At 67.0% G+C, this 11,822-nt stretch carries 9 protein-coding genes; 1 reads left to right on the plus strand and 8 read right to left on the minus strand.

The window, feature by feature from the left end:
* Positions 1–184: 184 nt before the first annotated feature.
* From LL06_RS02405 to LL06_RS02415, 3 genes are read right to left on the minus strand one after another with little or no spacing between them, the layout of a single operon-like run.
* Positions 185–1,720, minus strand: coding sequence for a DHA2 family efflux MFS transporter permease subunit (locus LL06_RS02405; RefSeq protein ID WP_035521693.1), 1,536 nt, complete (start codon positions 1,718–1,720; stop codon positions 185–187).
* A 24-nt stretch (positions 1,721–1,744) separates the two neighbouring features.
* The gene (locus LL06_RS02410; RefSeq protein WP_035521695.1) at positions 1,745–2,872 is read right to left on the minus strand and encodes an HlyD family secretion protein; all 1,128 of its coding nucleotides are present in this window, start codon (positions 2,870–2,872) and stop codon (positions 1,745–1,747) included.
* A gap of 2 nt (positions 2,873–2,874) precedes the next feature.
* Positions 2,875–3,345: a MarR family transcriptional regulator gene (locus tag LL06_RS02415; RefSeq protein ID WP_035521697.1), complete on the minus strand. Its 471-nt coding sequence runs from the start codon at positions 3,343–3,345 to the stop codon at positions 2,875–2,877.
* Positions 3,346–3,554: 209 nt separating this feature from the next.
* Between LL06_RS02415 and LL06_RS02420 the strand changes: the two genes are divergently transcribed.
* On the plus strand, positions 3,555–5,171 hold the full coding sequence (locus tag LL06_RS02420) for a GMC family oxidoreductase N-terminal domain-containing protein (protein WP_035521700.1): 1,617 nt from the start codon (positions 3,555–3,557) through the stop codon (positions 5,169–5,171).
* On the opposite strand, the gene xdhC is transcribed toward LL06_RS02420, so the two are convergent.
* The 5 genes from xdhC to LL06_RS02445 form a co-directional block, all read right to left on the minus strand.
* The gene (gene xdhC, locus LL06_RS02425) at positions 5,156–5,986 is read right to left on the minus strand and encodes a xanthine dehydrogenase accessory protein XdhC (RefSeq protein WP_035521702.1); all 831 of its coding nucleotides are present in this window, start codon (positions 5,984–5,986) and stop codon (positions 5,156–5,158) included. The genes LL06_RS02420 and xdhC overlap by 16 nt on opposite strands.
* The gene (xdhB, locus tag LL06_RS02430; RefSeq protein WP_035521705.1) at positions 5,986–8,340 is read right to left on the minus strand and encodes a xanthine dehydrogenase molybdopterin binding subunit; all 2,355 of its coding nucleotides are present in this window, start codon (positions 8,338–8,340) and stop codon (positions 5,986–5,988) included. Before xdhB ends, xdhC begins: the two co-directional genes overlap by 1 nt.
* Before the next feature lie 2 nt (positions 8,341–8,342).
* A complete protein-coding gene (gene xdhA, locus LL06_RS02435; RefSeq protein ID WP_035521707.1) occupies positions 8,343–9,827 on the minus strand; it encodes a xanthine dehydrogenase small subunit in 1,485 nt (494 codons plus the stop codon).
* Between the two features lie 99 nt (positions 9,828–9,926).
* Complete coding sequence (locus tag LL06_RS02440) at positions 9,927–11,036, minus strand: patatin-like phospholipase family protein (protein WP_052161131.1); 1,110 nt, start codon at positions 11,034–11,036, stop codon at positions 9,927–9,929.
* Positions 11,033–11,806, minus strand: a complete 774-nt coding sequence (locus LL06_RS02445) for a 3-hydroxybutyrate dehydrogenase (RefSeq protein WP_035521709.1) — start codon at positions 11,804–11,806, stop codon at positions 11,033–11,035. The genes LL06_RS02440 and LL06_RS02445 overlap by 4 nt, the downstream gene beginning before the upstream one ends.
* Between the last annotated feature and the right edge of the window lie 16 nt (positions 11,807–11,822).

Raw genomic sequence — 11,822 nt, forward strand, 5'->3', positions numbered from 1 at the left:
CGCATGATGCGCAATGCCGATCCGAATGGAAAGCCTGGTTTGGCTCCGGCCGCAATGAATCAGTTGATGGCGATTCCTGATAATGGAATCATGTTTCGTCTATTCTCACACAATCCGCGGCCCGGCCACCGCCGCGCGTTGATTTGTCTCCTGCAGGCACCCGGACCGGCCCGGCCGCCGCGCGTCAATCCATGTGCGCGGCCGGGGGGGCGCCGGCCGGTGCGGCGTGCCGCGGCTTGCGCAGCATCAGCGCCAGCGGGATCGCCAGCAGCGTCACCATCATCATCAGCTTGAAATCGTTGTTGTAGGAAATCATCAGCGCCTGCTGGTTGACCAGCCCGTCGAGCACCTGCAGGCTTGCCGGATTGGTGGCGAAGCCGGGCATGATCTCCTGCAGCACCGGATTGAACGGGTTGATGAACACGCTGAGCTCCTGGTGGTTGATCTGCGTGTAGCGGGTCAGGAACAGGGTCACCACCGAAATGCCGATGGACGAGCCGATATTGCGCACCAGCGAGAACAGGCTCGCGGCGTCGGTGCGGAAGCGCACGTCGAGCGTGGCGAAGGCCACCGTCGACAGCGGCACGAACACCAGCCCCAGCCCCAATCCCTGGATGACGCCGGTCCAGATCACCGGGCCGCTGTCCATCTGCGGCGAGAAGCCGGTCATCATATAGAGCGACAGCGCGGTCAGGCTCAGCCCGGTGATCACCAGGTAGCGCGCGTCGACCATGCGCACCAGCCGCCCCACGAGGATCATCGAGATCATGGTGCCCACGCCGCGCGGCGCCATCACCAGCCCGGTGGTGATGGTCGAGTAGCCGAACACATGCGACAGCATCGGCGGCAGCAGCGCAAGGCTCGCCAGAAGCACGATACCGACGACGAAGATCAGCACCAGGCCGGTGACGAAATTGCGGTCGGCGAAGATCTTCGGATCGACGAAGGGCTCCCGGTCGGTCGCCACATGCACGATGAAGACCCACAGGCCGGTGATCGCCAGGGCAAGCTCGATCCAGATTTCCCAGGACGAGAACCAGTCGACCTCGCCGCCGCGGTCGAGCATGAGCTGCAGCGCGCCGACGCCGAGCGAGAGCATGGCGAAGCCGAAGAAATCGAACCGGCGCACGCGCCTGGCCACTTCCGGCAGGTAGGCAGCGCAGCCCATGAAGGCGATGATGCCGACCGGCAGGTTGATGAAGAACACCCAGCGCCAGTTCAGCGTCTCGGTGAGCCAGCCGCCGAGCGTCGGGCCGATGATCGGGCCGACCATGATGCCCGCGCCCCAGATCGCCATGGCCTGTCCGTGCCGTTCCTTGGGGTTGATGTCGAGCAGGAAGGTCTGCGACAGCGGCACGATCGCCGCGCCGAACACGCCCTGCAGCAGCCGGAACGCCACCATGGTTTCGAGGCTCGGCGCCATGCCGCAGGCCATCGAGGTGACGGTGAAGCCGACGATGGTGATCAGGAACAGCTCGCGCCGGCCGACCCGGTCGGCGAGCCACCCCGTCACCGGCGTCATGATCGCGGCGGCGACGATGTAGGAGGTCAGCACCCAGGTGATGGTGTCCTGCGAGGCGTCGAGATCGCCGGTCATCGACGGCAGCGCCACATTGGCGATCGTCGTGTCCAGCACCTGCATGATGGTGGCGAGCATGATCGACATCGTGATCAGCCCCCGGTGCGGCACCGTATGCCCGGGCTCTAGGGTCGTGCTCATGGATCTTGCCTTCCGGGCGGAGGATTATTCCGCGGCCTTGGCGCTGCTGAAGAAATCGCCGAAGCTGCGGCTTGCCTCGGTGTCCACGGTCACCGTGGCGCTGAGCCCCGATCGCGCCAGGATCTTGGCCTCGGGATCCACGAGCTTGAGGCGGACCGGAATCCGCTGGGTCACCTTGACCCAGTTGCCGGTGGCGTTCTGCGCCGGCAGGAGCGAGAACTCCGCGCCGGTGCCGGCGCCGATCGAATCCACCGTCGCCCTGAAGGTGCGGTCGGGATAGACGTCGAACACCACTTCGGCCGACTGGTCGGGCTGCATGTGGGCGAGCTGCGGTTCCTTGAAATTGGCGTCGATCCAGGGATCGGTCGTCTCGACGATGGAGAACAGCGAGGCGCCGGGCGAGACATATTCGCCCGGACGGAAGGACGAGGCCTGGTAGACCAGGCCGTCCGCTGGCGCGCGCACGGTCGCCGCGGCGAGATTGTAGGCGGCCTTGTCGCGGGCGGCGATCGCGGCCGCGACCATCGGGTGGGCATCGATGTCGCCGTCCAGGCTGTTGGCGAGCGCCGCCTTGGCGGTCGACACCGACTGGGTGGCGGCGATCAGGTCCTGGTTGGCCTTCTGCGCCGTGTGCCGCGCGTCGTCGAGCGACGATGCCGTTGCCACGCCCTTGGCGGCGAGCGAGGTCTGGCGGGCGAGATTGTCGTCGAAATACTTGGCGTCGTCCGCGGCGATCCGTTCCTGGGTCACCGCCTGCGTGTAGGCGGCCCGGAGCTGGATGACGTTGAGCCGGGCGCTTTCCACCGCGGCATTGGCCTGGTTGAGCGCGATCTGCAGCGGTTCCGGGTCGACCTGGAACAGCACGTCGCCCTGCTTGACGGGCACGTTCTCGCTCACATTGACGCTCACCACCCGGCCGGCGATCTCGCTGGCGATGGTGATCCGCGACAGCCTGAGATTGGCGTTCTCGGTCTCCTCGAAGCGGCCGCCATGGATCCAGACATAGGCGCCGGCGCCGACCAGCAGGGCGGGCACCAGGGCCATCAGCAGGTTGCGGCGAAAGCGCGAGCGTGTCTTTTCCGGCGCGGCCTGCGGATCGGTCCGGCCGGTGGAAAGGGAGTTGGCTGAAACGGGTTTGACGGGGGCGTTCATGGTCAGGCCTGAATCTTGAGGTCGGGGCAGAGGGAGCTGGGTTCGTCGGAGGACAGGTTCTCGACCACCCGGGCAAGCGCTGAGACCAGCGCCTGCTTCTGGGAGTCGTCGAGGCCTGCCATCGCTTCGCTGTAGACATCCCCGGCCGCCGCCTTGATCGAGGAATAGGCCGCAAGGCTCTTCTCCGTGGGCGCCACCAGCTTGACCCGGCGGTCGGTCTCGTGCGGACGGCGCTCGACCCAGCCGGCCTGCTCCATCCGGTCGATCAGCCGCGAAACGCTGATCGGCTCGATTTCCATGAGTTCGGCAAGGCGGGCCTGGGTGGTCTTCTGCTCGCGCACGACCTTCACCAGCAGCCGCCACTGCGCCGAAGACAGCCCGTGCTCCTCGCCGCGCGCGTCAAACCGCTTGCGCAGCAGCCGGGCGGCGTCGTGCAGAAGCAGGCCGAATTGGTCGATGGGGGGCGTTTTCATAAGCGCGATATATAATGAGCATGCTCATCAATCAAGAGGCCCGACCCGAACCGGTTGCGATGCCCGATCAATTCCGCGTGTAGGACCGGGGGCGGGACCCGTCACCGATGTCGCAGCCGGAGCAGTGGCGGGCGCTGCAAATCCGTTGATCGCCGCCCGCAAATGTGACAACGGTTTTGTCGTCAATCCGCCCGCGCAGTGAGCCTTCCATGGACAATCCGGACTTCATCATCATCGGCGCCGGCTCGTCGGGCTGCGTCATGGCCGAGCGCCTGTCGGCGTCCGGCCGGCACAGGGTGCTGGTGCTGGAAGCCGGCGGCGACGACCGGCGCTTCTTCGTGCAGATGCCGCTCGGCTACGGCAAGACCTTCTTCGATCCGAAGGTCAACTGGATGTACCGCGCCGAGCCCGATCCGGGGCTTGCCGGCAATGTCGACCACTGGCCGCGCGGCCGGGTGCTGGGCGGCTCCTCCTCGATCAACGCCATGGTCTGGGTGCGCGGCGCGCGCGCCGATTTCGACGACTGGCGCGACGCCGGCAATCCCGGCTGGGGCGCCGACGAGATGTTCAAGGCCTTCCGCGACGTCGAATGCGCGGTGGTGGGCGACGAGGCGCTGCGGGGCCGCAAGGGCCCGCTCAACCTGTTCGTCCCCGACAGGACCACCCACGAGCTGACCCGCAAATGGTTCCAGTCGGCCGAGGCCATCGGCCTGACGATCAACCCCGATTTCAACGGCGCCGACCAGGAAGGCGTCGGCCAGTTCGAGTTCACCATCCACAAGGGCAGGCGGCTGTCGGCGGCCCGCGCCTTCCTGCGCCCGGCGATGAAGCGGCCCAATGTCAGGATCGTCACAAACGCCCATGTCACCGGCCTCACCTTCGAGGGAACCCGAGTCACCGGCGTCACCTACTCAAGGGGCGGCAGGACGGTGAGTGTGAAGGCCGGGCGCGAGGTGATCCTGAGCGGCGGCTCGGTCAATTCGCCGCAATTGCTGCAGCTTTCGGGCATCGGCCCGGCCGATCATCTCAAGGGCCTCGGGATCGGGGTGCGTGTTGACAATGCCCATGTCGGCCGCAATCTCGAGGACCATATCGGCATCAACTACACCTACCGGGCCAATTACCCGACGCTGAACCAGCAGCTCGGCCCCTGGTGGGGCAAGCTCACCGCCGGCCTGCGCTACCTGCTGCTGCGCGATGGTCCCTTGTCGGTGAGCCTCAACCAGGCCGGCGGCTTCATCCGCACCACGCCCGATCGAGCCCGCCCCAACATCCAGCTCTATTTCCAGGCCTTTTCCACCGTGATCCCGCGGCCCGGCGAACGCCCGATCCTGAGCCCCGATCCCTGGCCCGGCTTTTCCATCGGCTGGTCGAACTGCCGGCCCAAAAGCCGCGGCGAGATCATGATCCGCTCCGCCGATCCGCTGGCCGCGCCCAGGATCACGCCCAATGCGCTCTCGCACGAGGATGATGTCGCCGAGATGCTGGAGGCGGGCCGCTTCGTGCGCCAGATGGCGCAGGCCAGGCCGCTCGCCGATTGCATCGAGGCCGAATTGCTGCCCGGACCCGATGTCACCGATGACGCGGCGATGATCGACGACATCCGCCGCCGCTCGGGCACCGTCTATCATCCCGTCGCCACCTGCCGCATGGGGCCGGATCCGGCCACATCTGTCGTGGATTCACGCCTGCGCGTTCACGGGATTTCGGGCCTGCGGGTGGTCGACTGCTCGATCTTCCCCAACATCGTCACCGGCAACACCAACGCCGCGGCCATCGCCACCGGATGGCGGGCGTCCGAGCTGGTGCTTCAGGACGCGTCCTGACGGCTCGCCTCGCGCCACTCCGCCAGGGCGGCGATGATGTCGGCCGCGACGGTGGCCGCGATCACCTCCGGGCGCTTGTCGGCGAGCTTGCGGCCGATCGGGCAGGTGAGGCGGGCGAGCCGCGCCTTGTCGCCGCCTTCGCGCACATACTGGTGCTCGAAAGTCATGCGCTTGGTGTCCGAGCCGATCATGCCCACCTGGGCGAGGTCGTCGCGCGCGAGCGCCGCCGAGACGATCAGGAAGTCGAGCGCATGGTCATGGGTGAGCACGATGACGGCGCCGCCGGGGGCGATGGTTTCGACCAGGCTTTCGGGCAGGGCGGTGAGATGCCGTGTGGCGCCTTGCGGCGTCAGCGCCAGCTCGTCCGCCCGCGTCTCGGCCACATGCACCTTGACCGGCAGCAGCAGCAGCGCTGACGCCAGGGCGCGGCCGACATGGCCGCCGCCGAACAGCCAGACCTCGGGATCGGCAGCGTCCTCGGCCTCGACCATGGCGCGGATCTCACCGAGGCGGGCAGGGGGGATGATCTCGAAGGACAGCGTCACATGCCCGCCGCAGCACTGGCCGATGGCCGGCCCCAGCGGCAGCGCCAGCGGCGCGGCCTCCGCGCCCGCCAGCACGGCGCGCGCCTGGTCGATGGCCTCGAGTTCCAGCCGGCCGCCGCCGATCGTGCCGAAGCCGCCGGAGCCGGACACCAGCATCCAGGCATCCGCGTCGCGCGGCGTCGAGCCCTTGGCTTCGACCACCCGGACCAGCACGAAACCGGCGGGCCCGGTCGCGTCCGCAAAATCCTGGTAGGCGGCGAGGCGAGGCATCAGCCCTCGGCTCCGTCCCCGGCCGCCAGCGCCTTCAGCCGCTCCACCGCCATCAGCACCCGTTCCGGCGTCGCCGGCGCATCGAGCCTGGGCGAGATCTGGTAATCGGCGATCGAGGCCACCGCCATGCCGAGCGCCTCGAGCACCGAGATCGGCAGCATGAAGGGCGGTTCGCCCACCGCTTTCGAGCGGCGGATCGTCGGCTCGCGGTTTTCCGACCAGTCGGCAAGCCGGACATTGAAGACCGGCGGCCGGTCCGAGGCGAGCGGGATCTTGTAGGTCGAGGGCGCATGGGTCCTGAGCCGCCCCTTGTCGTCCCACCACAATTCCTCGGTCGTCAGCCACCCCATGCCCTGCACGAAGGCGCCTTCGATCTGGCCGATGTCGAGCGCCGGGTTGAGCGAGCGGCCAGCGTCGTGCAGCACATCCACCCGGTCGACCTGGTACTCCCCGGTCAGCGTGTCGATCGACACTTCGGAAACGGCCGCGCCATAGGCGAAGTAGTAGAAGGGCCGGCCCATGCCCTTTGCGCGGTCCCAGTGGATGTCCGGCGTCTTGTAGAAGCCCGCCGCCGAAAGCTGGATCCGCGCCTGGTAGGCCATCTTGATGAAATCCCCGAACGCCAGCAGCTCGTTGCCGATGCGCACATGGTTGGGGATGAACTCCACCTGTTCCGGCGGCACGGAGAATTTCTCCGACGCGAAGCCGATCAGCCGCGCCTTGATCTGCTGCGCCGCATTGGCCGCCGCCATGCCGTTGAGGTCGGTGCCCGACGAGGCGGCAGTGGCGGAGGTGTTGGGCACCTTGCCGGTGGTGGTGGCGGTGATGCGGATCGTGTCGAGGTCGACCTGGAATTCCTCGGCCAGCACCTGCGCCACCTTGGTGTTGAGCCCCTGGCCCATCTCCGTGCCGCCATGATTGAGATGGATCGAGCCGTCCTGGTAGACATGCACCAGCGCGCCCGCCTGGTTGTACCAGGTCGCGGTGAAGGAGATGCCGAACTTGACCGGCGTCAGCGCGATGCCGCGGCGCACCACCGGGCTCCCCGCGTTGAAATCGATGATCTCGGCGCGGCGCGCCTGGTAGTCCGTCGAGACTTCGAGATCCTCGACGATCCGGGCGATGATGTTGTCCTCGACCTTCTGGTGGTAGGGCGTGATGTCGCGTCCCTGCCCGCCATAGAAATTGGCCTTGCGGATCTCCAGCGGATCGCGCCCCAGCGCATAGGCCACTTCCTCGATCACCCGCTCGCCGCCGAGCATGCCCTGCGGCCCGCCGAAGCCGCGGAAGGCGGTGTTGGAGACCGTGTTGGTCATCATCGGTTTCGACCGGAGCCGCACATCCTGGTAGAAATAGCAGTTGTCGGCGTGAAACAGCGCCCGGTCGGTCACCGGACCCGAGAGGTCGGAGGAGAAACCGCAGCGCGCCGCGAAACTCGCGTCGAGCGCGTGGATCACCCCGGCCTCGTCATAGCCCACGTCGTAGTCGACGACGAAATCGTGCCGCTTGCCGGTGATGATCATGTCGTCGTCGCGGTCGGGCCTGATCTTGACGGCCCGGTTCAATTTCTTGGCGGCGATGGCGGCGATGGCTGCGAACTGGTTGCTCTGCGTTTCCTTGCCGCCGAAGCCGCCGCCCATGCGCCGCACCTGCACCGTGACCGCGTTCGACACGGTGCCCAGCGCATGCGCCACCATGTGCTGCACCTCGCTCGGATGCTGGGTCGAGGACCATACGGTGACCTCGTCGTCCTCGCCGGGAATGGCCATGGCGATATGGCCCTCGAGATAGAAATGATCCTGCCCGCCGATGCGCATGTCGCCCTTGAGCCTGAGCGGCGCCGCGGCAAGCCCGGCCTCGACATCGCCGCGCTCGAGCTTCAGCGGATCGGTGACATAGGGGTAGTCGGCGTCGACCGCCGCGCGCACATCGGTGACATGCGGCAGGTCCTCATAGGTGAACACCGCCTTCTTGGCGGCGCGACGGGCCTTCTCGCGGGTCTCGGCGATGACCGCGAACACCGGCTGGCCGTGAAACAGAACCTCGTTCTCGGCCAGCACCGGCTCGTCATTGCGTCCGGTGGGCGAGATGTCGTTGCTACCCGGCACGTCAGCACCTGTCAGCACCGCCACCACGCCGTCGGAGGCGCGAACCGCGTCGAGATCGAGCGAGACGATCCGGGCGTGCGCCCGGTCCGAGAGGCCGAGATAGCCGTGCAGGATGCCTGCGGGCTCGGCCATGTCGTCGATGTAGTCGGCGCTGCCGGTCACGTGCTTGTGGGCGGAATCATGCTGGCGCGTCGCATGCGCGCCGCCGCGGATCTCGGTCTTGCTGCGGGGTTTGTGGTGCGTCATCGTCAAGCCTCGGCCAGCGCCGGGCGGCGCTCGATGCGGGCCGGGGCGCCGCAGGTTTCTAGGAAGAACCGGATCAAGAGGTTCTGCGCCGTCAGCATCCGGTATTCGGCGCTCGCCCGCCAGTCCGACAGCGGCTGGTAGTCGCTGGCGAGCTGCTGCCGCGCCTGTTGGATCGTGTCCCAGGTCCAGGCCCGGCCGAGCAGGGCCGCTTCCGCGGCCCTGGCCCGTTTCGGCGTGCCGGCCATGCCGCCGAAGGCGATCCGCGCCGAGGCCACCAGGCCTTCGCCGTCGAGCGTCACGCGAAACGCCGCGCACAGCGCCGAAATGTCCTCGTCGCGGCGCTTGGAAATCTTGTAGACGGCGAAGAACGCCTCCTCGTCGAGCGCCGGAACGAACACGCTCTCGACGAACTCGCCCTTTTGCCGGTCCTGCTTGCCGTAGTCGAGGAAGAAGGCTTCGAGCGGCAGCGTGCGGCGGCTTGAGCCCTTGCGCAGCGTCACCGTGGCGTCGAGCGCGATCAGCGGCGGCGGCGTGTCGCCGATCGGCGAGCCGTTGGCGATGTTGCCGCCGATGGTGCCCATGTTGCGCACCTGCTCGCCGCCGATCCGGTCCCACAGCTCCGCCATCTGCGGGAAGGCCGAGACCAGCGCGCCGCGCGCGGCGGTGTAGGACACGCCGGCGCCGAGTGTGAGACCGTCTTCGTCGAGCCCGATCTCCTTGAGCCCGTCGAGATGGCCGATCAGGATCACCGGCGCGATGTCGCGCATATGCTTGGTCACCCACAGCCCGACATCGGTGGACCCGGCGACGATGGTGGCCCCGGGATGGGCTTCGTAAAGTTCCGCCAGGTCGTCCACGTCGGCGGGCAGATAGGTCGTTCCCCGCTCGCTGTCGATCGTCACCCGTGCCCCGTCGGCGAGCGCCGTCAGGGTCTCGACCGTCTCCGCATAGGCCCTGACCAGCCGGTCGTTGTCTTCCGAGGGAATGGTCCTGGCGGCCGCGAGCGCCGCCTTGACGATCGGTTCGTAGCCGGTGCAGCGGCAGAGATTGCCCTGCAACTGCCGTTCGATATCGGCCTCGGTCGGCTCCGGGTCGGCAAGCCACAGCGCGTGCAGCGAGGCGACGATGCCCGGCGTGCAGAAGCCGCATTGCGAGCCGTGAAGGTCCACCATCGCCTGCTGCACCGCGCTCAGCGCCCCGTCGGGTCGGTTCAGGTGCTCCACCGTGACCACATGGGTGGCGTCGAGCGAGCCCACGAAGCGGATGCAGGCATTGACCGTTTCGTAGGTCAGCACGCCATTGTCCATGCGGCCCACCAGCACCGTGCAGGCGCCGCAATCGCCCTCGGCGCATCCTTCCTTGGTTCCGGTCAGCCGGCGGTCGAGCCTGAGCCAGTCGAGCAGCGTCAGGTCCGGGGCGAAGCCGGAGAGCTCGACCGTCCGGTCGTTGAGCAGGAAACGGATGTGCGTGCGGTGCGTCTGCGCCATGGGGCCTCTTGATTTTTAAACCATTTGGACAAAACCTAACCCACGGCGCGGCGTTGCGAAAGAGCGTTGGCCGCTTTCAGCAGTTTCAGGCAAATCCGGTCAATCGCGCTGTTGCGAGCCGTCCGCCTGGCGTGGACCGGGAAGCCCGAGATACTGGCCCGCGAGGTCGACCGTCGAGGCCTTGCCGATCTGGTCGCGGTTGGTTTCGAGCCAGCGGTCGGCGACCTCGCGGCCGAGGTCGCGCAGCCTCGACAGGAACGGCCAGCTCACATCGAATTTCGAGGAGACCGGCAGGTCCGCCATGGCGTCGTCCGCCCGCACCGAATGCACCAGGATGTGCCTGAGCCGGTCCTTGTACTCGTCCTTGAGCCATTGCTGATCGATCAGGCGGGAGACGAAGTTGATCGCCCGCAACTCGTCGAGCAGGGATGAGTTGAACGAGATCTCGTTGATCCGGTTGAGGATGTCGGGCGCGGTCATGGGCACGTCGTCGCGCTCCATCGGGTTGATGTGCACGATCATCACATCGCGGCTGTGGCAATTGTAGAAGAACGGAAACAGCACCGGATTGCCCATGTAACCGCCGTCCCAGTAGTGCTCGCCCTCGATCTCGACCGCCTTGAACAGGAAAGGCAGGCAGGCCGAGGCCATCACCACGTCGACAGTGACTTCCCGCGTTTCGAACACCCGCACCCGGCCGCTGCGCACATTGGTGGCGCTGAGGAACAGCTTGGTCTCGCACCGGTCGCGCAGCGCGTCGAAATCCACGCTTTCCGCCAGCAGGTCGCGCAACGGATTGATGTTGTAGGGATTGAATTCATAGGGGGAGAAGGTGCGGGTCATGGTGTCGAACGCGGCATAGGTCGCGGCCGTCAGCATGTCCAATCCGGGAATGGCGCCTTGCGGGACCATGTTGACCGGCGACCAGACCGAGCCGGCCCGGCTTGACCGGCGCCAGAAATCCTCGAGCGCCGCCTGTCCGCCCAGCCGTCCGCCTTCCATCAGCCCATGCGCCAGCACCACCGCGTTGACGGCGCCGGCGCTGGTGCCCGACAGGCCTTCGAACTCGATGTCGGGCTCGTCGAGCAACCTGTCGATCACGCCCCAGGTGAAAGCGCCGTGCGCGCCGCCGCCCTGCAGCGCCAGATTGATCGTGCGCACGCCGCCATTGCCCGCGCTTGCGGTCGGCTTGTTGGCTTTCGCGGTCATTGCGCGGTCCAGCCGCCGTCGATCGACAGCGCCGCGCCGGTGATCTGCGCCGCCTGGTCGGATGCGAGATACATGGCCAGCGACGCGATCTGCCCCACCTGGACGAACTGCTTGGTCGGCTGCGCCTTGAGGATCACCTCGTTGATCACCTGTTCCTCGCTCATGTTGCGCGCCTTGGCGGTGTCGGCTATCTGACCCGCAACCAGCGGCGTCTCGACATAGCCGGGGCAGATGGCGTTGGCGGTGACGCCGAACTCTGCGCCTTCCAGCGCCACGGTCTTGATCAGGCCCAGGATGCCGTGCTTGGCGGCCACATAGGCGCTCTTGTAGGGCGAGGCGATCAGCCCGTGGGCCGAGGCGATGGCGATGATCCGGCCGAATTTCCGGTCTTTCATGATCGGCATCGCCGCGCGGATCAGGTGAAAGGCCGAGCTCAGGTTGATGGCGATGATCGCATCCCATTTCTCCGGTGGAAAATCCTCGATCTTCTCGACATGCTGGATGCCCGCATTGGGAACGATGACGTCCACGCCGCCGAACCGGGTCCGGGTGGTCTCCACCATGTCGGCGATCTCGTCGGGCTTGAGCATGTTGGCGCCGTGATAGATCACTTCGCCCGCGCCCAGCGCCGCCAGGCGCGCCCGGGTCGCCTCGATCTCGTCGGCCTTGCCCAGGCCGTTGAGAACGACATTGTCTCCGGCAAGCGCAAAGCTCTCGGCGATTCCGAGGCCGATGCCGCTGGTCGATCCGGTGATGATAATGGTTTTCATGGCAATATCCTTTCGT

This window comes from Hoeflea sp. BAL378 (assembly GCF_000759435.1).
Lineage (GTDB): Bacteria > Pseudomonadota > Alphaproteobacteria > Rhizobiales > Rhizobiaceae > Hoeflea.